This is a genomic window from Nitrospinaceae bacterium (genome assembly GCA_018669005.1).
Taxonomy (GTDB): Bacteria; UBA8248; UBA8248; order UBA8248; family UBA8248; genus UBA8248.
On the sequence record JABJAL010000022.1, the window covers coordinates 32,901 to 59,072 of the forward strand.

A 26,172-nucleotide genomic window follows, 5' to 3' on the forward strand; every position below is an offset into this window, starting at 1 on the left:
ATGCAATCGAATTTGAACCAGGGGGATAGAAAAGGCAGTGATTGAATACATATTCGAGTTTTGGTGGATGCTCCCGATTGCGTTTTGCATTTGTCTGATAGCGACTAGTTCAAGTGTTGAAGGCGCTGTATTTTTTACACCGATATTTATTCTGGTGTTTCCCCTCGTCGCAGGGGTGATGATCGTGCCTATCGAGGCGATATTTCTTGCTCTCTCGATTGAGCTGTTTGGTTTTGGTAGCGCCATGATTGGCTATCTTCGGCGCAATCTCATTGACCTCGACATCGTGAAAAAGGTGCTCCCTGTTTCGGTGCCGGTGGGGATGGGCTTCGGTTTTCTAGCCCACTCGGTGCCCTCGCACATCATTCTTGGGGCGCTGGGGGGGTTGATGACCGTCCTCTCAGGGCTGATGCTCTACTCGTTTCTCGCGGGAGGAATACATGGCGAGGAGAGCGAGGAAGGTCAAGGTTCTCCGACCCGAGTGGACTCTCTCGGTCGTCGCTACTGGTACCACTACGAGCACGGGCGCATTGGCTACGCTTGGTCGGTCATGGGTGGTATTTTGGTCGGCCTGACTGGCATTGGCATCGGCGAGTTGACGACCACTACGCTGATTATTCGGAACCGTCTTCCCGTCCGGGTGGCAGTAGGTACTGGTATCATGATCGTCTTCTTTACAGCCTTCATGGCCACTTTGGTACACGCTTATGTGTTTTCTTCAGGCGAGCTCAAGGTGCATTGGAACATCTTGTTTATGACGATTCCCGCTGTTGCCTGTGGTGGGCAGGTCTCTCCTTTCATCAATAGCCGGGTGGACGGCGAGAAAATGAAAGCATTTTTGTCGTTGGTTTTTATTGTCGTTGGCAGCCTGCTTTTCTGGCGTGGGCTAGGAAGCTGACTTGGCTTAGAAGTTATTGGCAGAAGACTAGTAATGATATTCAGTTCTCAATTTTACTGGAGCAACTCAAGGATTTGGTGGCTACAATAATTTTTGCAAGACCCAAATAATCTTTCCAATTATAATGTTTTCAATACTATCGCTTGCCTTAAAATCCATGAAATCGAAATTCCCGCCAAGCTTATCATTAAGGAGCCATAGCCTCGAGTCGCTCATACTAAGGTGCCGAATAGCATTGATGCTTGCTTCGTTGGGTGATTTCCTCTTTAGGGCGGTGTTGAGGGCATAGGCAGCATTTGGAGGAATTTTTCATCGTCCCGGTCAATAACAATACTGTCAACCGCCTTGAGGTTGCAGATTGGTTTACGCACATATTCATTTCTCCTCGGGCACCTAATGAAAAAAAGTTGCAATTCTTTCAAGAGAACTTTAGGGAAATATTTCAATAGAACTAAAGAACTGTATGTAGATTCAGATTATTCCCACCTACTAATTTATTCAGACTTGATGGGGATTATTTAATAATGGCTCTATGGAAAAATTTATCAAAAAAATAAACCTATAGTATTTGATAATGTCCTCGATGTGGATTCCCCTTTGCGTGCTCTTGGAATAGCTAATTATGGTCAGGAATATTGTTTATATGCCTATTAAGCAAAATGGTATTTGTATAGCGCATGTATCACTTTCAAGTGCCAAAATTTGAGCCTTCACTAAAGAGCATCTTCAACTTCTTTCCTCAATTGCTGGGTATTTAGGTGGGATGTTACATAATATAAGGACTTATCGTGAAATTGAAATTAATGATGAGACACAAAAAGTCGCCCAAATAGGCGTATGGGAAAGAAATATTCAAACTGCTGATATATTTTGGTCTAATGAGTTGTATCGATTTTTTGGTTTCGTACCCGAAGAAATTCGTCCGGTAAATGAAGTGGTTTGGCAGAGAATTCATCCGGATGATCTGGATTTGGTAAGAAAAGCCTATTGGGTGGCTGTTAATTCCGGCTTGTCTTACGAAAATGAGTTTCGTGTGATCCTCCCAGGGGGTGGTGAACGAGTAATAAATTCAAAATGCCAAGTTATGTCCGATGAAACAGGAAAACCAATTAGATCAATTAGTTCTTCACGAAATATTTCCAATCTTCGGTAGTCGGAAAAAAAGGTGAGAGAGTCACTGTTTACCCGAATGTTGAACCCTTCACAGAATTGATCTAATGATAGCCTGACATTTGGGCTAGTACGCACTGAGATATTTCCATCATGAAGATTTCCGCAAGTCGCCTGCGATGCGAAATAATCTCAGGGTACGGATGCTACATGATCCGCCTCGGCTCGATTTTTATGTAATTCAAATCACTGTTAGCCTCATTTTCCCGCCAATATCCTGAATGTCCCTCGAATTTGTAGTCCAGGTTACAGTGATTTCGGCCTCAGGTGAATAAATTCTACTTAGATGGTTGCTTTATAGGGGTGGCTGACAGGGTCTTTTCCCAAACGCTATCGAATGACCAACGCCGGAGGAGGCACAAATGGATATTGAGAGATTCCCTCCAGAAAGTCGGGTGCTTGTTGCCGCAAGCGGTGCCGCGAGCAAGGCGCATCTGCGCCGTGCTTTCAGAGAGTTCCAGCTAGAGGACGTGACATACCTTGAGGATTCAACAGAAATTCTCCGCACGGGTCGTCACAAGAAATTTTCGCTCATTCTCATTTCAACCTCGCTTTACGCAACTAATGCCTACGATCTGTTTTTTTTGATCCGTCAGGAGGGCAAAAATAAGGAGACGCCCATTGTCCTTCTCTACACACAGGGCGAAGAGGCGCTCGCCAAGCGTGTTTCCATGATGGGTGCGAACGGCATCATCGAGCGGCCGATATCGACTGAAATTCTCCAGGAAGTTCTTGAGGAGAGCCTAGGTATGAGGATCGTCACCATCGCAGACAAGATTGAGGAGAAACTTGGTGCTGACCTTGAACTCATTGATGATTACTGTGACGACGAGGTGGCTGGAGAACTTCCCATCTCCTGTGCCTCCGAGAGTTCAAAAGAGCGTGGATTTGAAATGCTCGAGGACGACCAGTGTGAGGGCGCAGAAAAAGTATTTCTCGATCTCATGAAAGAGCACGGCGATTCCGTCGAGCTTTACTTCGACCTAGCCGAGGTTTGCTTTGCCCGAGGTGAGAGTGATGCCGCTGAGGAAATGCTACTCAAGGCCGAGCAGATCGACCCGGAGTCGAGAAAGAGTTTCATGCACCGCGAGCGATCCTTCGTTTATCGTGGAAACAAAAAACTACGACGAGAGAAACACAGCAGCGCAAAAAATGAGTTCAATGGCGCCATCGCTGCGAATGGGAAAAGCGTATCTGGTTATTTTGGCTTGAGCGAGAGTTACCGAGGCCTCGGGGATGAGACGCGGGCTGAGCAGCACCATAAAACCGCCATGTCCATCGATCAGCGGCCCCAAGATTTTCATGTATATAACCGCATCGGTATTTCGGCGCGCCAGGAGAAAGACTATAAAAAAGCCATTGACGCCTATGACCGCTCACTAGCATTCGATCCTGACGATCCGGTTTTAATTTACAACAAAGCTGTAGCGCTAGTAGGAATGAGGCTCTACAAATCTGCCATTGCCAACCTCGACAAGGCTCTCGATATCGATCCGGGCTTCACCGAAGCTCGAAATGTGCGCAGCGCTATAATTGAAGTAATGGTGCCGAGTAGGAAGGGTCGCGAGCCCATAAACACTGATAGGCCAAAAGAAAAACCCCGTATGCGCAAAACCGGATAGCTCCGACCGTTTGATAGTAGCGGGTAGCTCTAGCTTCCTTTGGTGCCTTGTTGACACAAATTCTCTGCATATCTACGATTTGGGGTCCCGCCGGGATCCTGTGGGGACCTGGACGGAGGTTTTAGAGGAAATCGGCCCGCAAATTAACGTTAGGTAGGCGTTCACCTTTAGGAAAGGGAGCGACCATGAGCACTGTTTCCACGCGTAGGAAAATCACTACAAAGACAATTCGGGCCCGGAAGGGCAAGACGAAAATCACTTCGCTGACAGCTTACGACTATCCGACGGCCAAGCTGGTGGATGCTGCCAGAGTGGACGTTATCCTAGTTGGCGACAGTCTGGGGATGGTGGTGCTTGGCTACCCGGACACGACGCACGTCACGGTAGATGACATGGTTCATCACACTAAAGCGGTGAGCCGGGCACGGCCAAACGGTCTGCTGGTGGCGGATATGCCGTTTCTTTCCTTTGGCGTCACCCGTAGCGAAACAATTTTGAATGCGGGTCGGCTTATTCGCGAAGGCGGGGCCGAGGCGGTCAAACTTGAGGGCGGGGTGCGTGTGAAGGACGATATCCGGGCGCTGGTTGAGTGTCAGATTCCGGTGATGGGGCATGTGGGGCTTACCCCGCAGAGTGTGCACCATTTTGGTGGTTTTCGGGTGCAAGGGAAAAAAGATGATGATGCGGATCAAGTGGTTCGAGATGCCGTGGCTGTTCAGGAAGGGGGGGGGTTTAGCGTTGTATTGGAGGGAATTCCCGCCCCGCTGGGCGCGCGGATTACGCGTGAAATTGATATTCCCACTATCGGCATTGGCGCTGGGGTCGAATGTGACGGCCAGGTGCTTGTGACACATGATATGCTAAATCTTTTTCAGGATTTCACCCCAAAATTTGTCAAGGTTTACGCCGACCTGGGTGGAGATTCGCTTGAGGCGATGGAGCGTTTCTGTCAAGAGGTTCGGGACGGCATCTTCCCCGCCGAGGAACATTCTTTTTAATCCGTCCCCAGGTCGACTTCCGTCCACAAGGGTCAACACTTCTCTGGTTGGTCTCCCCGGGCGGCGGCGGGGTGGCCATGTATATGGCGCTGGGCGAGGGCTCCTGGGCATCAAATTCATATGTTGTTGAAGGAGGCATCGGTATCTGGGAGGATATCTCGATCACAGCCACATCTCGCACATAAGGCTGCATTTCTTTCGCCTTAATTTTTTTCCCCCACTTTACACCACCACCACAATATATTGTGCCTTCCCCGTTTAAATGTTGTAAAATAACAATATAATTTGTATGTATCGTTTTATGTTCGTTTTTCTCGACCCTCCATTTACTTTATTTGAACATCCGAGAAAAGTGTGATGCCGCTCGCCTTTATCTTCAAAAATAATTGATTTCATTTGATTTTCTTCATTTTCATGTTGACACCCCCTATCTAAGAGGTTATATGTGGATTGTTCAGTGGTGAAATGTGGGGGGCAGTGGGGAACAAAGACATGTTTATTAGCTCCCATGCAGTTTCAATAGACGCGAAAGGGCGCGTCGGCATCCCCGCCCGGTTCAGGGAATATTTGAATGCAACCTTCGGGGATCGCCTCATTTTGCTTGATATGGACGGGTGCATCTTCGCGTATCCCCAAGAGGAGTGGCAGCGAAGGTTCAGCGACCGCTTTCGCGAGCTTCCCACCCACCGGGAGGCGGTAAGGCGCTACGTGAGGCAGATGTACGGCAAGGCAGCGCCCGTAGAAGTAGACAAGCAGGGGAGAATCTTGTTGCCCGCTCGCCTTAGGGAGGCGGCAGGCATCGAGAAAGAGGCCATCATCGTCGGACTCGAAAACAAATTCGAGATCTGGGGCCGGGAGCGCTGGGAGCAAATGATGCAAGAAGAGCTCCCGGAACTCGAAACACCCGGCGAGGGTTCCGGCGAGGGCCAGATAGAGCTGGAGTTTTAGATTCCAGCACAAAGCTTCAAATGGGGGGGCTTTGTAGGTGAATATCGCATTAGCCCAAATTCAAACGGACGGCTACCGCTCCTCAAAGCGGCAGCCGCTCCTTGAGATGAATATGAACACGTCTCACGTTCCGGTCATGGTTCGGGAAGTCCTGGACTTCCTGTCGCCAGCTCCGGGAGCTGTGTCCTTGGATACTACCTTGGGCGGAGGAGGGCACAGTTTTGCGGTTCTGGAGGCGATTCAACCATCGGGTGTGTTGATCGGCTGTGACCGGGACGGAGACGCGGTAGTTGCAGCGCGCAGGCGCTTGGCCTCCTTTGGGCCCAGTGCTCGGATCCACCATTCCCACCATTCCGAAATCAAGCGCGTCGTTGCTAGCGAGGGTTTTGAGGCGGTCGATTGCGTGCTCTTCGACCTCGGTCTCTCCTCGATACAACTCGACACCCCGGGCCGCGGCTTCCGGATGGACTCGCCCGATGCCCTCGATATGCGGATGGATCAGGGCGGCGGCCCAACGGCGGCCGATCTGGTGAACGAGCTTCCTGAAAAAGAACTTGCGGACCTTATTTATCAATACGGCGAGGAGCGAAAATCTCGTGCTATCGCGCGGGCGATCGGGCGGGCCCGCGCGCGCAAGCCACTGGAGCGTTGCGAAGAACTTGCTGCAGTGGTTGTCTCTGCCGTCGCTCGTAGCGGCGGCGGAGGACGCGCGAGATGGCGCATTCATCCGGCCACGCGAACCTTTCAGGCGCTTCGCATCGCTCTGAATCGAGAGATGGAAACTCTTGAAGGAGCCCTGCGGGATGCCGTGGACTTATTGCGGCCCGGGGGGCGCATCGCTGTCATCAGTTTTCATTCGCTTGAGGATCGAATCGTCAAGAACGTATTCCGCGAGTTGTCCTCTGGCCGCGATGCTGCGGGCGATGACGCTCCGGCGACGCTTAAATTGTTAAATCGCAGAGTCGTAAGGCCCAGTGATGCTGAGGTCGCGGCGAATCCCCGTTCCCGTAGCGCAAAACTCCGGGCGGCGGAGAAAAGGGAAGCCGAATAAGCGATGTGGCGCCTCCGCAGGAGCGGGCGCGGCCCGAAAGGCAGTAAGAAGGCCTGGGCCGGATGGGAATTTCAGATACCCGTCTCAAGGGTTGCCATGATTGTTGGCTCCCTGGCGGTGAGTGCTCTCGCCCTGGCGTGGCCGCATCTTGAGATGGTGGAAATTGGATACGAAGTTGCTCGCTTAAAAAATGAGCGTGATGTTATGGCCCAGGAGCGTAGGGTCCTCCGGGTTGAAATTGCAGCACTTCGCCAGCTGGATCGGGTCGAGACAATAGCCCGAAATAAGCTGGGGATGGTTTTCCCGAGGCCGAATCAGATTGTTTATGTAATGGTTCCGGCTCGGCACCCATAAATATTTTTTAAATTTTTATATCGTCCTATCCGCCCGGACCGGGAAGCGGACCATGAAGAATAATTTCTTCATCCGTCTGATCGTGTGTGGCGCTCTCGTTGGCCTCGGCTTCGGTGCGCTCGCCGTGAAGCTGTTTATTGTGCAGATACGTGATCGCGATCGACTGGTCGCCTACGCTGATCGCCAGCTTCGCCGCACCCTGAGTGTCCGCGCCAAACGCGGGGATATTCTCGACGGACGGGGGCGCCCGCTGGCCGTGAGCATGGATGCGCCTTCTTTGTATGCGAATCCGAGGGCGGTGAAAAATCCCGATGCGCTGTCCCGCAAACTTGCCGAAATTCTGGGTGTTTCCCGCCGGAATCTTAAAAGAAAATTGAAAAGCAGGGGCCGCTACGTTTGGCTGCGGCGCAAGCTCTCACCGGAGCAAAAACGGCTTGTGACCGATCTGGGTGTCTCTGGCCTGGGGTTCGTCACCGAGAGCCGTCGATTTTATCCCAAACGCGAGATGGCCTCCTCGCTGCTCGGCTTCGTCGGGGTGGACGACAACGGACTTTCGGGCATCGAGTCAGCTTTCGAGAAGGAAATGGAGGGGCACCTCGGTCGAATACGTATTCAGCGAGATGCCCGGGGGCGCTCGGTTCATCCCGAAGCGACTGTCGTGACCCGTGCCGAGCCGGGTGCCGATGTGCGTTTAACTGTTGATGAGGTCATCCAGTACATCGTTGAAAAAGAGTTGCAGATTCAACTCAAAAGAACAGGGGCAAGGCGGGCAATTGGGGTAATGGTCGAGCCGCGCACCGGTCGGGTTCTCTCGATGGCTACGGTACCGGGGTTCAATCCGAACGTCTATGGACGCTATGCCCCCGCTCTTTGGCGGCAGGCGGCAGTCCAGGACATCTACGAGCCGGGCTCGACCTTCAAAATTGTGACGGCGGCAGCCTATATCGAATCGGGCGGAGATCTGGGCAAACGCTATTTTGCGGAAAACGGTAAATATCCGATCGGCGTGGGTCGGTTCACGCTGCATGACCACAAGAAATATGGGTGGCTTACCGCCGAGGAAGCTGTGCTGAAGTCCTCAAATATCGCAATTTATAAGATGGCCAAAGATGTTGGCGCCGTGCGTATTCATGCGATGGCCCAGCGTTTTGGATTCGGCAAAAAAACCGGGATCGATTTTCCGGGGGAGGCGGGCGGTATTTTTAGGCCGCTCAAGCGCTGGTCGGGCACTTCCCTTGCGTCGATATCGATTGGCCAAGAGGTCGGTGTAACTCCCCTGCAGATGGTGATGGCGGTGGCCGCCATTGCAAATGGCGGCGTGCTGCAGGTGCCCCGGATTGTAGAGGCACTCGAAAGGCGGGGGCGCATTCTCCCCCGCACCGAGCCATCCGTGCCCCGAAGGGTGATATCGGAGCGAAGCGCGAATCGCCTTGCTGCGGTCCTGCGGAAAGTCGTCAGCAGCGGCACCGGCGCATCGGCTGAGGTGCCTGGCTATGGCGCCGCTGGCAAGACGGGAACCGCGCAGATGGCAATGCCGGGAGTCAAAGGCTACAGCAAAGATCAATTCATCACATCGTTTGCCGGTTTCGTGCCCTACGAAAATCCGCGAATTGCCCTGATCGTCATGTTCGATGGCGGACAACTTGGAGGGGCTTCGTGGGGCGGGACGATAGCAGCGCCGGTCTGGAAGCGAATCGCATGGCAAACGATGCGTTATTTAAGGGTGCCGCCGAAGGGTGCGCAGGTGGTGGCCCTGAGAGACGACGTGTTCATCCCGGAGCGTATCCCGGGAATGGAAAAAGTTTCATTCGGAGAAAAAGTGTTTCGTGTGGTGAAAAAAGTGCGGGGGGTCCTGCATGACCGGTTGCCCTCCCCGGAGTCGGTGCGTTGAGGTTGAGTCTGATGGCAGAAGAGCGGACAGCGGATTTGATTGAATTGGCCCGGGCCGTTTCCGGCGCACGGGTGGAGGGTGCCGAAAATGTCCAGGTGTGTGGAATGGAATTCGATTCCCGGCGCGCCATGGCGGGGAATCTTTTTGTCGCGGTGCCAGGCTTTGAGGTGGACGGGCACGAGTATGCAAGGGCGGCCGTTGATGCCGGTGCGGCGGCGCTTGTCCTTGAGCGTGAGGTCGATGGAATTCCGGCGGATTTTCCGCGAATCATTGTTCCGTCGAGCCGCGAGGCAATGGCGCTCATCGCAGATGCTTTTTATGAGCACCCATCAGGGGAGCTTGCCTTGGTTGGGGTGACCGGCACGAACGGTAAGACGACGACGACGTTTCTCATTGACGCCATTCTCGGGGCGGCGGGACGTGTGACCGGCCAAATGGGAACGATTCAATACCGGGTGGGGAGTCAGGTAATTGAAAATCCGAGAACGACATCCGAGGCGCCTGATCTTCAATTCTATCTATCTCAGATGCTTGAGGCGGGAGCGAGCCATGCCGTGATGGAGGTTTCGAGCCATGCCCTTGATTTAGGTCGCGTTTTGGGATGCGAATTCAAGGCTGCCGTGTTCACCAACTTGACGCAGGACCATCTCGATTTTCACGGTGACATGGAGCGTTATTTTCAGGCCAAGCTTCGCCTTTTCACGGAGATGGCGCCCGAGAATTCGATCTTGAATCTAGATGACCCCTGGGGGTGGAAAATCGCTGATGAAGCTGCGATCAGAGGCGCGGTCATCGGCTACGGCATGAACGAGAAGGCTGATGTTCGGGCCGAGGGCCTTTCTATTAGCGCCGAGGGGATGCGCTTTGATTTGGTCGCGCCTGAGGGAAATGTCCCCGTTGAGTCGGCGCTGACGGGCCAGCACAACGTAAGCAACATTCTTGCGGCGGCGGCGGCTTGTCTTGCCCTGGGGCTTACCCCGGCGGAAGTGGCCCAGGGTATTCGTGAATTAAAAAGCGTGCCCGGGCGCTTTGAAAAGGTGGATCTCGGCCAGCCGTTTCTTGTTGTGGTTGATTATGCCCATACCGAGGACGCTCTGGCACGGATACTCGAATTCGCCAGGCCGGTGACGAGGGGGCGGGTGTTGACGCTGATGGGCTGTGGCGGGGACAGGGACAAGAGTAAACGGCCTCGAATGGCGATTGCGGCCCTTGAGGGCAGCGACCGCGTCTACATGACCTCGGACAATCCCCGGACAGAGGCGCCCGAGGCGATTTTAAAAGAGGTGGAAGCAGGCGCCGATCAGGTCGAGGGCGGCAGAGCGCGCTCGTGCACCATCGTTGATCGGCGCGAGGCCATCCAGAGCATTCTAGCCGAGGCGCGGTCTGGCGATACGGTGGTGATCGCCGGCAAGGGCCACGAGACATATCAGGAAATCGGAACCAGGCGCTATCCGTTTGATGATCGCCAAGAGGCAAAAAAATCTCTTCAATCGCTGGGGTATGGGAACTAACTATGGCAGCGCAATTTACGGCAGGGGAAATTGAAAAGGTGGTTTCGGGGCAATTGGTCCGGGGCGAGGCCGAGATGACGTCCTCGGGCGTGGGCACGGACACGCGCTCGCTTGGCGCGGGCGAGCTCTTTGTGCCCATCGCCGGGCCTCATTTCGACGGCAATGATTTTCTTGCAGATGCCCTGGTGGCCGGGGCGGCGGGATGTCTTGCCGGGCCGGGGCGCGCCCCCGAGGCGGCAGGCGGCAAGTTCGTGGTCGAGGTCGAGGACACGCTCGGGGCGCTGGGCGATCTGGCCGCCTATCACCGGCGCCGCTTCGATCTGCCCGTGGTGGCGGTGACGGGCAGCAATGGCAAGACGACATGCAAGGAGATGATTGGCGCGATCCTGGCCGAGGGGGCCAGTGTCCTCAAGGGCGAGGGGAATTTCAACAATTTCATTGGCCTGCCGCTTCAGGTGCTTGCGCTTGAGCCCAGGCACGAGCGCGCGGTGTTCGAGATGGGAATGAACCGGTCGGGTGAAATTTCGAGGCTCGCTCAGATTACAGCGCCCAGCATCGGCGTGATCACGGGGGTGGCGCCTGCGCATCTTGAGGGGCTGGGCTCGATCGAGGCGGTGCGCGAGGCCAAAGGAGAGCTTCTCGAGGTCATGGGCGCGAGCGGTGTCGCCGTTTTGCCGGGCGAGGATTTGCAGTGCCAGGCTCTGGCCGAGCGTCATCTCAATGCGGGTGGCCGCGTGGTTTCATTTGGCCTTGAGGCGAGGCGGGATGTCTATGCCACGCGGGTGCAGATGTCGCCCGCAGGGGAAACATCGTTCTTCATTCACTTGGGGGGTGCAGAGGCCGAGGTCTCCCTGCCGGGCGTGGGGCGCCACAACGTGCTGAATGCGCTGGCGGCGGCCGCCGCCTGTGCAGAGTTGGGCAGCTCGCTTGAGGAGATAGTCCGAGGGCTGGAGAACTCATCCCGCCCCTCTATGCGGTTGGGTGTCGAGTCTTTCCATGGCGGCGCGCATCTTCTCAACGATGCCTACAACGCGAATCCGACCTCGGTCCGTCTGGCAATCGAAACGGTGTGCGAGCTAAAGGGTGCGGGCCGGGCCTTCGCGATACTTGGCGATATGAAGGAGCTGGGCGCCTACGAGGAGTTTGCGCACATGGAAATTGGCCGCAAGGCGGTGAGCGGGGGCCTCGATTTTCTCGCAGGCGTGGGACCGATGATGCGGCTCGCGGTGGGCGAGGCGCATAAGGCAGGCATGCCCTTAGAGCAGGCCGAGGTATTTACAACCCCCGAGGAGGCCGCCGCCTGGGCGAATGAATGGGTCCTCCCGGGCGACTGGGTGCTGGTGAAGGGCTCGCGCTCGATGGAAATGGAACGCGCTGCAGAGGCGCTGAGGGACTGATGCTCTATGCACTAATCGTATCTTTAAGTGAATGGTTCTCCGCCCTGAGCGTATTCCGCTTCGTTACGTTCCGCACGGCGGTGGCCGTCGTTTTCGGAATGGGGTTGTGTCTCGTTCTCGGGCCGATTCTGATCCGCATGCTCCAAAAGCGCCAAATCGGCGAGGAGATCCGGATCGATGGGCCCCAAAGTCATTTCTCAAAGGCAGGAACGCCCACCATGGGCGGCATGCTGATTCTCTTTAGTGTGATGGTCTCTGTTCTTCTGTGGACCGACCTAAGCAATCGCTACGTCTGGTTGTTTCTATTCACGCTGGCCACATTCGGGGCCCTGGGTTTTCTGGACGATTACATGAAGGTCGTCTTTAAGGACAAAAAAGGCGTCACCCCGCTTCGCAAGTTCGCGCTCCAGGGCATCCTGGGGCTGGTCGTTGGCTGGGCCCTCTGGAGCGGAATGGTCGAGTCATCGTTCAAGCCGGTTGTGATGTTTCCTTTTTTCAAAAATTTTCACCCCGACATCGGTATCTGGTTTATTCCCTATGCCGCCGTCGTCATCGTGGCGACGAGTAACGCTGTGAACCTCACCGACGGCCTCGACGGCCTTGCCATAGGCCCCTACGTGGTGGCGGCGGGCGCCTATCTCGTTTTGAGCTATATCTCCGGGCATGCCGTGATCTCCCGCTACCTGCTCGTGCTCCCGGTTCGGGGGGCAAGCGAGCTCGCCATCGTTTGTGGTGCGCTCTTTGGCGCCGGACTTGGGTTTTTATGGTTCAACGCCTATCCGGCGCAAATTTTCATGGGCGATGTTGGCGCGCTGCCGCTTGGTGCAGCGCTCGCCACCATCGCCCTTTCGATCAAACAAGAAATCCTGCTTTTCCTCGTGGGGGGATTGTTCGTCCTCGAGGCGCTTTCGGTCATTGTCCAAGTTACATCGTTCAAGGCCACGGGCCAGCGAATATTCCGCATGGCCCCGCTCCACCACCATTTCGAGGAAAAAGGCTGGTCGGAGCCCAAGGTGACGGTGCGTTTTTGGATCGTAGCGGTTGTGCTCGCGCTCTTGAGCTTGAGCACGCTGAAGTTGAGGTGAGCCGCAACGTGTTGGAGCAGATATCGGCGGCGTGGAAGGAGAGCCTTCCCTCACGCAAGGCCGTTGTGATGGGCATGGCCCGCACAGGCCAGGCGGTAGCCGCCGCACTGGTGAAAAGGGGTGCGAAAGTGGTGGCAACAGACATGAACGAGCCGATTGGTCTGGCGGAAAAACTCCCCGCCGAAGTCACGCTTGAGCTTGGCGCTCATAACGAGGCCACGTTTCGAGAGTGTGATCTTCTTGTCGTGAGCCCCGGCATTCCGGCGACAAATCCATTCATCGCCGCTGCCCTTGATGGTGGAGCTGAAGTGATTACAGAGATTGAACTCGCTTTTCGGCTCACCTCGACTCCCATCGTCGCCGTAACGGGAACGAACGGGAAAACGACGACGACCGCCATGTTGAGCGGAATTTTGGAGGAGAGCGGTCTGTGCGCTCCCGTTGGCGGGAATATCGGCAGGCCCATGATTGAAGTGGTCGAGGATAAAGAGGACGAGGCAGATTTTTTTGTGTGCGAGGTGAGCAGCTTTCAGCTCGAATGGGCGCCGTCGCTGCAGCCAAAGGTGGGAATCATGACGAATGTTTCACCCGATCATCTTGATCGGCATCCGGTTCTGGGCGAATACGCGGAACTCAAGGCCCGGCTTTTTGCCAACCAGGGTCCCGGGGACGCCAAGGTGATCAATGCGGACGACCCGCTCACCGCACGCTATATCCCAGGTGGCGAGCAGCAATCTCTTGCCTTCAGTCGACGACACGCTCCTCGGCGGGGTGCATATGCCGATGATGGTGTCGTCTACCTTGTCGAGGACGGTGAGCTAGAGCGGGTATGTGCTGTTGAAGAGCTAGCCGTTCCCGGCGTTCATAACCTTGAGAATTTTCTGGCGGCCTGCGCTGCCGCGCGTTTCCTTGGCGTGGGGGCCGAGAGTATGGCGAGCCTGGCCCGAGGGTTCGAGGGTATGCCGCATCGCATGGAAATAGTTGCGAACATCGGCGGCGTTACCTGGGTGAACGATTCAAAGGGAACGAACGTGGGTGCGACTGCAATGAGTCTGTTGAGTGTTGAGAGTGGTGTTTTGCTCATCGTTGGCGGGAAGGACAAGGGCTCGGATCTGACGCCGCTCCTGGAGCCCGCTAGGGATCGGGTGAGGAAGATGTACGTGATTGGTGAGGCAGGAGAGCGCTTCTCTGAATTTTTTAAAGGTGCCGTCCCTGTGGAAAACGCTCAAACGCTTAATGAGGCGGTACGTCGGGCCGCTGGCGAAGGCCGGGCGGGTGAGACGGTACTGCTCTCTCCTGCTTGCTCAAGCTTCGATCAGTTTAAAGATTTTGAAAATCGCGGCGATGTTTTTCGCGAGATGGTTAAAGCACTTGCCGCAGGAGATCGTTCATGAACAGAAACGGCCTCGACCCCGTGATTTTCACCTGCACCCTGGGGCTCATGGCGTTCGGAATCGTGATGATCTACAGCACGAGCCATATCCTTGCGCTGGATCGATATGGCGATCCATATCATTTCGTAAAGCGGCACATCATGTGGGCGGCGCTTGGCGTGGCTTTAATGCTTTTTATATCGCGAATCGATGTCAGGTATCTGAGGCGGCTGGCGTTTCCCGCCCTTGTGGCCTCTGTCGTGGGATTGTTGCTCGTTTTTGTTCCGGGCATCGGAAAAGAGGCTGGCGGCGCGCGGCGCTGGCTCTCCCTCGGCCCCTTGAGTGTTCAGCCCGCTGAATTTGCCAAGCTCGGGTTGGTGTTTTTTCTCGCGCATTTTCTTTCCATCAAAGGCGAGCGTTTGCGGGATATCAAGTACGGGTTTCTCCCGACAGTGGTATTCACGGGGATTGTTCTTGTCCTGGTGCTCGCGCAACCGGATCTGGGAACGGCGATTTTAATCGCGGCCGTTGTAGGAATGATGCTCTTTATAGCGGGCGCGAGATGGTGGCATTTGACGGGGTGCGCCCTTTTGGTCTCGCCTGTTCTCTACTGGATGATTTTCGCGGTCCCGTGGCGAAGGCAACGAGTATTAGCGTTTCTCGATCCGTTCGCGGTGGCACAGAACGCGGGTTATCAACTCGTCCAGTCTCTGTTGGCGATGGCTCGCGGTGGAATAGTGGGTATGGGGCTCGGTGAGGGCAAGCAAAAGCTTTTTTACCTTCCCGAGGCGCATACGGATTTTATTTACGCGGTGGTTGGCGAGGAACTCGGACTCATCGGCGGAATTTTTATTGCGATTGTATTCGCAATCATTCTCTATCGGGGAATTTGTGTGGCCGTGCAATGCACGGATTCATTTAGTGCCTTGCTTGCTGCGGGGCTCACCCTGATCGTAGCGCTTCAAGGGTTGTTCAACATGTCTGTCGCTGCGGGACTGGTTCCCACCACGGGCGTTCCGCTTCCGCTGGTTAGTTTGGGGGGAAGCTCTCTTGTCACGACGTTGGCGGCGATGGGTTTTCTCCTTTCGATTGCGGCGGGCGGCGGTGTTGTGTCTTTTTCGGGAAGGCAGAGCTCGTCAGCTTCGTCCTCGTCAAGTCTCCGCGAGAACCCTGGTGGGGAGGCGTGAGCGATATGCGTTTATTGATAGCGGGGGGCGGAACGGGCGGCCATCTTTATCCGGGCATTGCCGTGGCGAAGGCCTGGCTGCAATCCGGTCCCGAGCACAGTGTTCTGTTTGTGGGCACGGAGCGAGGGATTGAGGCGCGTGTGCTTCCGAAGGAGGGTTTGCCGCTTGAGACCATCTCGGCCGCCGGGTTATTTGGCAAATCGTTTCTTCAAAAGATCAAGGGCGCGGTTTTGTTGATTCGGGGGATTTTTCAATCGATGGGTATTGTCGGGCGCTTTAACCCCAATGTTGTACTTGGCGTGGGTGGATATGCCAGCGCGCCGGCGGTAGTTGCCTCATGGCTGAGGAGGCGGCCCATTGTGTTGATGGAGCAAAACGCCATGCCGGGAGCCGCGAATCGTCTTCTGTCGAGGTTGGCGGACCGAGTCGCCGTTTGCCTGCCTGGGGCGGCGAATTATTTTTCGCCGGAAAAAGTTGTTGAGACGGGGCTTCCCTTGAGAGATGAAATCGAGCAGGGCGCCGAGCGGGTGGAGGCGTCGTGGGAAGGTCCGCTTCGGGTTCTCGTTTTTGGCGGAAGCCAGGGGGCTCAGGCGATTAATACGGCGGTGGCCGAGGCGCTTGATCTTCTCGGCGAGCAGGCGAGCAATTTCGAGTTTGTGCATCAGACGGGGGAAGACGATTTGGAGCGGATGCGCGGCGCGTATGAGAGGGCGGGTGTTGAGGGTGAGGTCCTCCCGTTCCTCTACGACATGGCCGAGCGTTATCGGTGGGCGCACATGGCTGTGGCCCGGTCTGGGGCGATGACGGTGGGCGAGGTGGCGGCGATGGGCCTGCCTGCTCTTTTGATTCCACTTCCCACCGCCACCCACGGTCACCAAGAGATGAATGCGCGGCAGCTTGCCGAGGCGGGCGCAGCCCGAATGATTCTTCAATCTGATTTAAGCGGGGCCTCGTTGGCGAAATCTTTGCTGGAAATGAACGCTGATCGCTCGCAACTGGCCGAGATGTCGCGCCGGGCGCAGCACACTATTACCAGCAACGGGGCGGGAAAAGTGAACGAATTGTGCCGAAAAACGGCCCAGGCGGCTTGAGGAGAATGGAAACGTGATCAAACTGGGGTCGCAATCTCATCCGATGCTTCGCCATTCGCGGCGTGTGCATTTCGTTGGCATCGGCGGGACGGGCATGTGCGGCATCGCGGAGGTTCTTATCAATCTCGGCTATGAGGTGAGCGGCTCGGATATCGCGCAGAGCGAGGCCGTTATCCGGCTCCAGGGGCTCGGCGCCAAAGTGGTGGTGGGCCACTATGCCAATAATGTTGAGGACGTCGATATCGTCGTCTACAGCTCGGCGGTGACACATGAAAATGTGGAGGTGGCCGAGGCGCGCAAAAAAAGAATCCCCCTGGTGCGGCGAGCCGCAATGCTCGCCGAGCTCATGCGGATGAAATACAGCATCGCCGTTGCCGGCACGCACGGCAAGACGACCACCACCTCGCTGGTGGCGTCCGTTCTGGCCGAGGCGGATCTCGATCCAACGGTGGTGGTCGGAGGTCGCCTCAACGCAATTGGGGCCAACGCACGACTCGGGGAGGGCGAATATCTCGTCGCCGAGGCAGATGAGAGCGACGGAACATTTTTGAGCCTTATGCCCGCGATATCGATTGTCACGAATATTGATCCCGAGCATCTGGAGTTCTACGGAGACTTCGAGACGCTTAAAGGGGCTTTCCTTGAATTTATCAACAAAGTGCCGTTCTACGGATTCTCCGTTCTGTGCCTGGATCATCAGACCATTCAGGAGCTGATTCCCCAAATCGAGCGGCGTTTTTATACCTACGGATTCGGGAGCCAGGCCGACTACGTGGGCGAGAACTATAGCTATGACAACGGGGAGGCCATTTTTTCTGTCCGCCATCATGACAAGAGGATGGGCGATATCCATCTGAGTATCCCCGGGCGCCACAATGCCATGAACGCTCTGGCTGCGGTGGCGGTGGCGAATGAACTTGATGTTCCTTTCGACGCCATCCAGGCGGGTTTATGGGATTTCGCGGGCATCGGACGCCGCTTGGAGCAGATTGGGGAAGTCAACAACATCGTATTTATGGATGACTACGGACACCACCCCGAGGAAATTAGGGTGACCCTTCTCGCGCTCAAGGAAGCCTGGCCCGACAGGCGGCTGGTTGTTCTATTTCAACCCCACAGATATTCCCGGACGGTGCAGCTTGGGGAGGCATTTCACACCGCTTTTTACGACTCGGACGTTTTGTTTCTCGCGCCGATTTATGCCGCAGGCGAGGAGCCGATCGAGGGCGTTTCCTCGGAAACGATTGGGGAAGGTGTTCGAGCGCATGGGCACAAGTTTTGTGAGGAAGTGAGCGACCTTATTGATGGCGCACGCCGGATTTCCTTGGAGATTAAGAGCGGCGATCTGGTCCTCACCCTGGGTGCGGGAGATGTCTGGAAGGTGGGCAAGAGTTTGCTGGATATGGAGCAAAAAAAATCTGGCCGGACGGAGAAGGCCGGGTGAGCGCGAATATGTTGGAGGTGAATGTGGCGATGGGCCTAAAGGACAAACTGAGCGGGCTGGGCTGTGAGTTTCGCCTCGATGAGTCGCTATCAGGCTACACCACCTTTCAGGTGGGAGGGCCAGCAGATGCGCTCGCGCTGCCTGGCGATGAGAAGGAGCTCGTGGCGCTGCTTGAGGGTTGCCGCGCCGAGGCGCTACCCATGACGGTGCTCGGTGGCGGGGCGAATACGCTTGTGCGCGACGGTGGTGTGCGCGGAGTCGTGATTCGCCTCGATAAAGGATTTCGAGGGATTGCGCTTGATCAAAATGCGCCGGGCGGCCCCGCAATAGAGGCGGGGGCGGGCGTAAAGATTCCCGCGCTGGTGCGATTTGCCGCCGAGGGCGGGTGGCAGGGTGTGGAGTGTCTTTCCGGTGTTCCAGGGACGGTTGGCGGTGCGCTGGCGATGAACGCAGGCGGGGCCGAGAAATTCATTGGCGAGGCGGTCGAGAGTGTCCGCTGGGTACGCCTGGCGCAAGGCTGTGTCGCGGAGCTTCCCGCCCAGCAGATTAATTTTTCTTACCGAAACGCGCATTTGCCCGAGCCGGGAATCGTCACAAGTGTTCGCTTCCGGGTGGTACAGGGAGAGCCTGAAAAATTACGAGAGTTGCTGCAGCGCGACGCCCGCTCTCGGCGCGAGCGTCAGCCCTGGGGGCTGCCTTGCGCGGGTTCGATCTTCAGGAATCCTCCGGGCGCGCGCGCGGGCCTTCTCGTTGAGGAAGCTGGCCTCAAAGGCAAGCGCATAGGTGGCGCCGAAGTGAGTGAGGTGCACGGCAACTTTATCGTCAACCGGGGTGGTGCGCGGGCGGCCGATGTACTCGCGCTAATCGACTTCGTGCGCGGGGAGATAAAGAGGCGGCATGGCATCGAGCTCGTGCTGGAGCTTCAGGTCATCGGGGAGGATGAATCATGAACCGCCCAGCGTTGAAGTTGCGAAAATTTAAAATGCGAGGCAAAGGAGCCCGCTTGCATAAAAAGAGCGCGCTCGCCCCTCAGGCGGCACAAGGACGAAGGGCGGCGGCCCGTACCAAGGCGCTTCGCACTGCGCCCAAAGGCGCCTGGCTTTGGCCTGCGATAGGCATTCTCGTGTTTGTCGAGATCATTCTCCTTGGCGGCCACGCTGTACGTTGGGCGATGACGAGCCCGCGCTTTGTGCTGGGCGAGGTAAAAATCGTTGGACACAAAATTCTTGCGCCCGAGTTGCTCGTAAAAAGTGCGGGTCTCGTATCTGGAGCAAACCTTTTCGGGATGGATATAGAGCGAATCCGTATCCGTATCGAGTCCAATCCCTGGGTGCGCCGAACGAGTATTCGGAAAACGCCGCCCAACACCCTCCGCATTGAAATAGAGGAGCGCGAGCCTGTTGCTCTCATTGATCGCAAGGCCGGGTTGGCTGTGGATATAGAGGGTGTGATCCTCGGGTCGCTCCCCGAAACAAAGGGGAATTGTCTACCCCTTCTCGAAGGGTTTTCAAGCAAGGGCGTCAAGCCCGGAGATCAACTTAAGAAAGCGGGATTCGGCGTGGCCGTCGCGGCAGCGTCTTTATTTTCAGGGGGCCCGCTTGGAAGGCGGGAGTGTTTGTCCGTCAGGGCGGCCGGTGGCGGCCACTTTAAGATACGGGCGCTAGGGGGAAAGGTGAATCTATTGGTAAGCGAAGAGCAGATGGCGTCTCAAGCCGCCCGTTTTCATGCGGTGGCCGCAAAAATCCTGAAGGAGAAGAAACAATCCGCCGCCCCTTTACACATGGACCTTACGTTTCCGGGCCGGATTGTCATTCGGTCGGTTAATCAAGATGGAGGGCTGAGAGGATGATGAAACGCTCTGACGTGCTCGTGGGCCTCGACATTGGCACGTCGAAGATTTGCGTCATCGTGGCGGAGGTGACTGAGGACGGCTCCCTCGAAATTGTCGGTTTGGGCAAGCATGCTTCAAAAGGCCTCAACCGTGGCGCCGTGGTCAATATCGATCAGACGGTCGAGTCCGTGCGTGCGGCCGTCGAGGAGGCCGAGTTCATCAGCGGCATTCCCATTCGCTCGGCCCATGTCGGTGTCGCTGGCGGGCATATTCGAAGTTTCAACAGTAACGGCATTGTCGCAATCAAGAATAAGGTGGTCGATGAGTCCGACGTCGAACGTGTCATTGAACAAGGCCGTGCGGTTACGCTGGCAGCGGACCATGAAATTCTCCATGTACTTCCCCAAGAATACATTGTTGATGATCAAGAGGGCATCACCGAGCCGATAGGCATGGCCGGTGTGCGGCTCGAGTGCAAGGTCCACGTCGTGACCGGTGCGATTCCCGCAATTCAAAACATTATTCGAAGCGTGGAGCGAGCCGGGCTCACTGTTGAGAAACTTGTTCTTCAGCCGTTGGCCTCCTCATTGGCTGCGCTTTCCGAGGATGAGCGCGATCTGGGCGTTGCCGTAGTGGATATCGGCAGCGGAACGTCCGACATCGCGGTCATCAGCAATGGCGCATTGAAATATTCGGCGGTAATTCCCGTTGGCGGAAATCACGTTACCCGGGACATCGCCATTGGTCTTCGCACCCCGGACCATCAAGCCGAGCGCATCAAGCAAGAGTTCGGCTGCGCACTGGCCTCGGTTCTTGATCACGATGAGGAGATAGAGGTGCCCAGCGTGGGTGGAAGGCCGCCGCGTGTGCTCAGCCGTCAGATGTTGGCCGAAATTATCGAGCCGAGAATGGAAGAGGTCCTTACCCTCATCCGGCGGGAAATTCAAAAAAGTGGATATGAGGACCTGCTCCCGGCTGGTGTTGTCCTGACGGGTGGCGCGAGCATCCTGACGGGTACTGAGGTGCTGGCCGAGCGCATCCTTCAGCTTCCCGTTCGCCTTGGTGCGCCGAGCGGAATCAGCGGCTTGGTCGATATGGTGAATGGCCCGATGTTCTCAACCGGAGTCGGGCTGGTCATGTACAGCATGCAGACCCCGGGAAGAAACCGCAATAACTGGCTTGTATCGAATGGAACGAACGAGTCGTTTCGGTTCGCGAGGGGCAAATTGAGGACAATTCTTTCGAGTATTTTTAAGTGATTCGATTTTTCGACTGGCGGGATAAGCGGTCAAAACGCATGGGAGAAAGCAATGAGCGACATGATGTTTGAATTGGAGCAGGCCAGGGAATGCCGTGCCAGGCTTTGTGTCATCGGAGTGGGGGGCGGTGGCGGAAACGCGGTGAACACGATGATTGCCTCGGGCATGGAGGATGTCAGCTTCGTCGTGGCCAACACGGATGCACAAGCGCTTGAAAAATCGCTTGCCACGGAAAAACTCCAACTTGGCCTGGATTTGACGCACGGCCTTGGCGCGGGCGGCAACCCCGAGATGGGCCGCAAGGCGGCGCTGGAGGACACAGAGAAACTCACGCATTTCATCGAAGGGCTCGATATGTTGTTCGTCACCGCCGGGATGGGCGGCGGCACCGGCACGGGGGCGGCGCCTGTGCTGGCGCGTATTGCCAAAGAAGCCGGGATTCTCACCGTGGGCGTGGTGACACGGCCATTTGAATTCGAGGGCCCCCGGCGTATGGCTCAGGCCGAGGAGGGAATCACCGAGCTCAAGGAATCGGTCAACACACTCATTACGATTCCGAATCAACGCCTACTGGGGATGGTGGAGCGAACCACACCCATGAAAGAGGCATTCAAGAAGGCCAACGATGTTCTTCTCCAGGCGTGTCGGGGCATCTCCGATCTCATTACGACGCCGGGTTTGATAAATCTCGACTTCGCGGATGTGCGCACCATCATGCGCGACATGGGTGGCATGGCTTTGATGGGCAGCGGTACCGGCTCCGGGGAGAATCGGGCAGTTATCGCGGCGCAAAACGCGATGTGCAGCCCGCTTCTTGAGGAGGGCTCCATTCAGGGCGCTCGCGGGGTGTTGATCAATATTTCGGGCGGCGATGATTTGTCGCTGTTCGAGGTGAACGAGGCATGCTCGATGATTCACGAGGTGGCCCACGAGGACGCGAATATTATTTTCGGCTCGGTGGTTGATCCGGAAATGGGCGACAAGATTCGGGTGACTGTCATCGCAACCGGATTTGGGCAGGGCACCGCCATCAGGGAGGTTCCACCCCTGGCGAATGAGTCGACGGGAACCGACGGCAGAAAACTTTCGGTGCCCGCCTATGTCCGGGCAAAAGGAAACAGGAAAGATTCGTCGATGAGTTATCAGCTGGATGATGATGAACTCGATGTTCCGACATTTTTAAGAAAGCAGGCTGACTGAGACCCCCCCCTCTGCCGCTTGGGGGAGATCCTCTCCTTGTAGGGCGGTGGATATCCCATCATAGATGCCAGGGGGGCTTCGGCCCCCCTGGCCCCCCCCTCAAAATAAGCGGCCGGGTGTATTTCCTTGAGACATAGCGGCTGTACATTTATAATCAGATTCATTGGGGACCCTTCGGTTCCGACAGATGAATTTTGGTCTGCTGTGGATGGGTGTTGCAGATGAGCCATCTTGAAATTCATGAAGACAGGGGTGTCGAATTTCTCCTCTCTCCCTTGCTTGAGCAGTGCGATTTTTTGCGCCATGCGTTTAGCACCCGGCAGGGCGGGGTGAGCGAGCTGCCTTTCGGGTCGCTCAATCTGGGGGAGGCCCAAGGTGAGGCACCCGAGTGTGTCGAGGAGAATCGACGCCGTTTCTTCGAGGTGGCCGGGCTGCGGCCTGCGCGTGTTGCCGAGGTGCGGCAGGTCCATGGCGCAGACGTGGTTGAGGCCGATGAAATAATTGAGGGCGAGGATATTGGGGCGGACGGAATAATGAGCGATAAGCCCGGCGTTTTTGTGGCTGTCCAGACGGCGGACTGTGTGCCGGTATTATTGGCGGATCCGGTGAATCGCGTGGTGGCGGCAGTGCATGCCGGGCGGCGCGGGACGGAGGAGGGCATCCTTGAAAACGCCGTCCTCAGGATGAAGGAGCGCTATGGTTCTGAGGCGAAAAATTTAATAGCGGCCCTTGGGCCGGGAATTTCGGGCCAATGTTATGAAGTCGGGGCCGAGTGCATCCCGCCCTTTCGGCAAAGATATCCTGATTGGAGAGAGTTCTGCTTGCAGGTCACCGCGGAAAAATGGCTGCTCGATTTGCCCAAGGCGGTGAGTCTTCAGCTTGGCTCGGCGGGGGTGCCCGAGGGGCAGATTGGCACGGCCCCCCACTGCACTTTTTCTGAGGCCGCCCGCTTTTTTTCCTATCGCCGGGATGGTGCGCCGACCGGGCGCCTCTTGTCGATTATTGGTATCGTATAATACGCCGCTTATGGCGGAGGATTGATGATGGGGTTTAGCCAGGCGCGCTACGAGGAAGTGCTCGCGCGAGTTGCAGCGGCCGCGAAAAAATCTGGAAGACAGCCTGGGGACGTCGAACTCGTGTCGGTAAGCAAGACACAACCGCCCGAGGTCGTTGCCGAGGCCATCGAGGGCGGTGTCCGGATTTTAGGGGAAAATCGGGTGCAGGAGGCGCGGGACAAACGCGCGGCCCTTGATCCTGAACTGGCGGCCCGTGCGCGGTGGCACCTCATCGGCTCGCTCCAGCGCAACAAGGCCCGTCAGGTGCCCGGTCTTTTCGATGTGGTCGAATCGGTTGATTCTGCCGCGCTGGCATCAGCGCTTTCTGAGCGAGTGGCAGGGTCGGGCCAAGAGCCGCTTGAAGTGTTTATTCAGGTGAACACTGGTGATGAGCCGCAGAAGGGGGGGGTTCTGCCCGCCGAGCTATCGCCTCTTCTTGAGGAGATTTCCGGCCTCGCCTCAATTCGGGTGGTGGGGTTGATGTGCATCCCCCCCCTGGGCCGTGAGCCCGAGGAGAGTCGCCCCCATTTTCAGATGTTGCGGGAGTTTCGAGATCGGGCCGCCGAATCAGGTTTCACCTCGCTGGCCCGGCTTTCGATGGGAATGTCCTCTGATTATGAGGTGGCCATAGAGGAGGGGGCCACCAGCGTTCGGGTGGGGAGGGCTATTTTCGGGGCCCGCGACTAGCTTTTATCCCGTTCAAGCCTTCGATTTGTTTTGAGTTACAGATTCCAGTAATCTCTTATTCGTTCGATTTTTTGTTTATTCATCTTTTCAGGAGTATCTCGATGGGCTCGGAGCGTATCGCCGTTATCGGCGGTGGAAACATGGGTGAGGCACTTGCTGGCGGGATGGTGTCCGCAGGCTACGCCTCTCAGGAGAGCATTATTGTTGCTGAGCCCTTTGAGGCCCGTCGTGAGTATCTCGTCTCGAAGGGATACCGAACGGTTGCCAGCGGCCCCGAGGCCGTTCGAGAGGCTGAAGTAGTGCTTTTCGCCGTCAAACCCCAGATTCTGGGCGAGGTTCTAGAATCCCTCAAAGAAGATGTGACGGCGGAAAAACTGCTTGTTTCTATCGTCGCGGGAGCCACGACCACTCGTTTTACAGACATTTTCGGAAATGATGCCCGGATCGTCCGTGTGATGCCTAATACGCCTGCCCTTGTCGGGGCCGGTGCGGCTGCGGTGTGTGCCGGAGGGGCAGCGAGCGAGGAGGATCTCGCCACCGCCCGGGTAATGCTCGAATCAGTGGGCCTCGCGGTCGAGGTTCCCGAGTCACAGATGGATGCCGTGACAGGGCTTTCGGGCAGCGGTCCCGCCTATGTATTTCAATTCATCGAGGCGATGGCGGACGGCGGGGTTTGCGCCGGTCTTCCCCGGGACAAGGCGTTGATGCTTGCCGCCCAGACGGTGCAGGGGGCCGCGAGGATGGTGCTCGAATTGAACGAGCATCCTGGACGGCTCAAGGATATGGTGGCCTCACCAGGCGGCACCACCATTGCGGGGCTCCATGCGATGGAAAAGGGAGGCCTTCGCGCCGCAGTCATCGATGCCATCATGGCTGCCACCAATAGAAGCGCGGAGCTTGGGAAGGGTTAGGCCCGCTGTTTTCAAAAAGGGAGTAATGCGTGTTTATTGTTTCCAATTTCATCAGCGCGAGTGCGACGCTCATCGGGTACGTTTTGACGCTCTACATGTGGCTCATCATCATCCGCGCGCTTCTATCGTGGGTGAATCCCGATCCCGATAATCCGATAGTCCAGATACTTTATCGCCTGACCGAGCCGGCGCTCTACGCGGTCCGCCGTCGGATGCCCGACATTGGCGGATTGGATCTGAGCCCAATCATTATTTTGATCGCAATTATGTTTCTTCAAAGTTTTCTGGTCAGAAGCCTTTATGACATCGCTAATTTAATGCGTTGAACTGCTGCATTGGAGGACCCGCCCAATGAAAATGACAGGAACGGATATTAGGACACAAGAATTTCCGAAAAAACTTCGTGGCTATGACACGCTCGACGTGATCGCTTTTCTCCAGTTCGTGGCTGACGAGGTGGATATTCAGAACACCAAATACGGAGAGTTGAGCGAGGAGAATGAGAAATTATCGGTAAGGCTCAAAGAATTGCAGGACAAGGAAAGTCTCCTTGAGAAGAGTCTTCAGGCTGTCAATGAACTGCGCGAGGAAGTGAAAACCAACTCGAAGACTGCTCTAGATCATTCCCGTGCCGAATCCGAGAGAATAGTAGCCCAGGCTGAGGAGGCGGCCTCGCGTATCCTTGAGGAGGCGGAATGGAATTCTCGTCGCCTGAAGGATGAAGTCGCCACGCTTGAGAAACTGCGGGACAAAACACTCAAAGATCTTGCCGGGCTGCTTCGCACTCAGACAACTCTTCTTGAGAGCGAGGCGCAGCGCCTCGATATCGATATTTCAGAAATTTCCGCGTCAAGTGGTTCAAACATCGTTCCGATCAATAAAAAGGCCGAGAGCGAGGGATCGTGATTCCCACTCGCCGCGGCGGCGGGGGGGTGAGTTTCGTGGTCGCGGTCCAGCCTCGGGCCTCGCGGGCGGCCATCGAGGGGGTGCTCGGTGAGGCCCTTAAGGTTCGCCTGACGGCGCCGCCTGTGGATGGTGCCGCAAACAAGCAGTGTGTCGAGCTACTTGCCAAAGCGTTTGGGGTGCCCAAGAGCAAGGTTGTAATTGTCTCGGGCGCAAGCTCGAAGCGAAAGAGGGTTCGAATCCTTCACGAGGATTTGTCCGCCATTGAAGACGAACTGGCGGCTCTGATAACAAAAGCCTCCTAAA

Annotated in this window: 25 protein-coding genes; all 25 read left to right on the forward strand. The window is 56.3% G+C overall.

Annotated elements, in window-relative coordinates:
- Positions 1–37 precede the first annotated feature (37 nt).
- The 25 genes from HOJ95_03205 (at position 38) to HOJ95_03325 (ending at position 26,171) form a co-directional block, all read left to right on the forward strand.
- A complete protein-coding gene (locus HOJ95_03205) occupies positions 38–898 on the forward strand; it encodes a sulfite exporter TauE/SafE family protein (GenBank protein ID MBT6393690.1) in 861 nt (286 codons plus the stop codon).
- A gap of 763 nt (positions 899–1,661) precedes the next feature.
- Positions 1,662–2,051, forward strand: a complete 390-nt coding sequence (locus HOJ95_03210) for a PAS domain-containing protein (GenBank protein ID MBT6393691.1) — start codon at positions 1,662–1,664, stop codon at positions 2,049–2,051.
- A 379-nt stretch (positions 2,052–2,430) separates the two neighbouring features.
- On the forward strand, positions 2,431–3,690 hold the full coding sequence (locus HOJ95_03215) for a tetratricopeptide repeat protein (protein MBT6393692.1): 1,260 nt from the start codon (positions 2,431–2,433) through the stop codon (positions 3,688–3,690).
- 185 nt (positions 3,691–3,875) lie between these two features.
- Positions 3,876–4,688 carry a 3-methyl-2-oxobutanoate hydroxymethyltransferase gene (panB, locus tag HOJ95_03220; GenBank protein MBT6393693.1) on the forward strand — a complete coding sequence of 271 codons (813 nt, stop codon included), beginning with the start codon at positions 3,876–3,878 and terminating at the stop codon, positions 4,686–4,688.
- 492 nt (positions 4,689–5,180) lie between these two features.
- Positions 5,181–5,636, forward strand: coding sequence for a division/cell wall cluster transcriptional repressor MraZ (gene mraZ / locus HOJ95_03225; GenBank protein MBT6393694.1), 456 nt, complete (start codon positions 5,181–5,183; stop codon positions 5,634–5,636).
- Between the two features lie 106 nt (positions 5,637–5,742).
- The gene (gene rsmH, locus HOJ95_03230) at positions 5,743–6,687 is read left to right on the forward strand and encodes a 16S rRNA (cytosine(1402)-N(4))-methyltransferase RsmH (GenBank protein ID MBT6393695.1); all 945 of its coding nucleotides are present in this window, start codon (positions 5,743–5,745) and stop codon (positions 6,685–6,687) included.
- A gap of 3 nt (positions 6,688–6,690) precedes the next feature.
- Complete coding sequence (locus tag HOJ95_03235; protein ID MBT6393696.1) at positions 6,691–7,041, forward strand: septum formation initiator family protein; 351 nt, start codon at positions 6,691–6,693, stop codon at positions 7,039–7,041.
- A gap of 52 nt (positions 7,042–7,093) precedes the next feature.
- Positions 7,094–8,932, forward strand: coding sequence for a penicillin-binding protein 2 (locus HOJ95_03240; GenBank protein ID MBT6393697.1), 1,839 nt, complete (start codon positions 7,094–7,096; stop codon positions 8,930–8,932).
- An 11-nt stretch (positions 8,933–8,943) separates the two neighbouring features.
- The gene (locus HOJ95_03245; protein MBT6393698.1) at positions 8,944–10,443 is read left to right on the forward strand and encodes a UDP-N-acetylmuramoyl-L-alanyl-D-glutamate--2,6-diaminopimelate ligase; all 1,500 of its coding nucleotides are present in this window, start codon (positions 8,944–8,946) and stop codon (positions 10,441–10,443) included.
- 2 nt (positions 10,444–10,445) lie between these two features.
- Entirely contained in the window at positions 10,446–11,840 is a 1,395-nt protein-coding gene (locus tag HOJ95_03250) for a UDP-N-acetylmuramoyl-tripeptide--D-alanyl-D-alanine ligase (GenBank protein ID MBT6393699.1), read from the forward strand.
- Positions 11,840–12,925, forward strand: a complete 1,086-nt coding sequence (locus tag HOJ95_03255) for a phospho-N-acetylmuramoyl-pentapeptide-transferase (GenBank protein MBT6393700.1) — start codon at positions 11,840–11,842, stop codon at positions 12,923–12,925. Before HOJ95_03250 ends, HOJ95_03255 begins: the two co-directional genes overlap by 1 nt.
- Positions 12,868–14,319 (forward strand): UDP-N-acetylmuramoyl-L-alanine--D-glutamate ligase, encoded by a 1,452-nt coding sequence (gene murD / locus HOJ95_03260; GenBank protein MBT6393701.1) that lies wholly within the window; start codon positions 12,868–12,870, stop codon positions 14,317–14,319. Before HOJ95_03255 ends, murD begins: the two co-directional genes overlap by 58 nt.
- The gene (gene ftsW / locus HOJ95_03265) at positions 14,316–15,485 is read left to right on the forward strand and encodes a putative lipid II flippase FtsW (protein ID MBT6393702.1); all 1,170 of its coding nucleotides are present in this window, start codon (positions 14,316–14,318) and stop codon (positions 15,483–15,485) included. Before murD ends, ftsW begins: the two co-directional genes overlap by 4 nt.
- Before the next feature lie 5 nt (positions 15,486–15,490).
- Positions 15,491–16,576, forward strand: a complete 1,086-nt coding sequence (murG, locus tag HOJ95_03270) for an undecaprenyldiphospho-muramoylpentapeptide beta-N-acetylglucosaminyltransferase (protein ID MBT6393703.1) — start codon at positions 15,491–15,493, stop codon at positions 16,574–16,576.
- Between the two features lie 43 nt (positions 16,577–16,619).
- Complete coding sequence (locus HOJ95_03275; protein MBT6393704.1) at positions 16,620–18,020, forward strand: UDP-N-acetylmuramate--L-alanine ligase; 1,401 nt, start codon at positions 16,620–16,622, stop codon at positions 18,018–18,020.
- Entirely contained in the window at positions 18,017–18,970 is a 954-nt protein-coding gene (gene murB / locus HOJ95_03280; protein MBT6393705.1) for a UDP-N-acetylmuramate dehydrogenase, read from the forward strand. The genes HOJ95_03275 and murB overlap by 4 nt, the downstream gene beginning before the upstream one ends.
- On the forward strand, positions 18,967–19,869 hold the full coding sequence (locus HOJ95_03285) for an FtsQ-type POTRA domain-containing protein (GenBank protein MBT6393706.1): 903 nt from the start codon (positions 18,967–18,969) through the stop codon (positions 19,867–19,869). Before murB ends, HOJ95_03285 begins: the two co-directional genes overlap by 4 nt.
- A complete protein-coding gene (ftsA, locus tag HOJ95_03290) occupies positions 19,866–21,110 on the forward strand; it encodes a cell division protein FtsA (protein MBT6393707.1) in 1,245 nt (414 codons plus the stop codon). The genes HOJ95_03285 and ftsA overlap by 4 nt, the downstream gene beginning before the upstream one ends.
- 63 nt (positions 21,111–21,173) lie before the next feature.
- Entirely contained in the window at positions 21,174–22,310 is a 1,137-nt protein-coding gene (gene ftsZ / locus HOJ95_03295) for a cell division protein FtsZ (GenBank protein MBT6393708.1), read from the forward strand.
- A gap of 221 nt (positions 22,311–22,531) precedes the next feature.
- Entirely contained in the window at positions 22,532–23,326 is a 795-nt protein-coding gene (gene pgeF, locus HOJ95_03300) for a peptidoglycan editing factor PgeF (GenBank protein MBT6393709.1), read from the forward strand.
- Between the two features lie 27 nt (positions 23,327–23,353).
- Entirely contained in the window at positions 23,354–24,052 is a 699-nt protein-coding gene (locus HOJ95_03305) for a YggS family pyridoxal phosphate-dependent enzyme (protein ID MBT6393710.1), read from the forward strand.
- A 101-nt stretch (positions 24,053–24,153) separates the two neighbouring features.
- A complete protein-coding gene (gene proC / locus HOJ95_03310) occupies positions 24,154–24,963 on the forward strand; it encodes a pyrroline-5-carboxylate reductase (protein ID MBT6393711.1) in 810 nt (269 codons plus the stop codon).
- A 29-nt stretch (positions 24,964–24,992) separates the two neighbouring features.
- A complete protein-coding gene (locus HOJ95_03315) occupies positions 24,993–25,289 on the forward strand; it encodes a YggT family protein (GenBank protein MBT6393712.1) in 297 nt (98 codons plus the stop codon).
- A gap of 25 nt (positions 25,290–25,314) precedes the next feature.
- On the forward strand, positions 25,315–25,869 hold the full coding sequence (locus HOJ95_03320; GenBank protein MBT6393713.1) for a DivIVA domain-containing protein: 555 nt from the start codon (positions 25,315–25,317) through the stop codon (positions 25,867–25,869).
- Positions 25,863–26,171, forward strand: coding sequence for a YggU family protein (locus tag HOJ95_03325; GenBank protein ID MBT6393714.1), 309 nt, complete (start codon positions 25,863–25,865; stop codon positions 26,169–26,171). Before HOJ95_03320 ends, HOJ95_03325 begins: the two co-directional genes overlap by 7 nt.
- Position 26,172 lies beyond the last annotated feature (1 nt).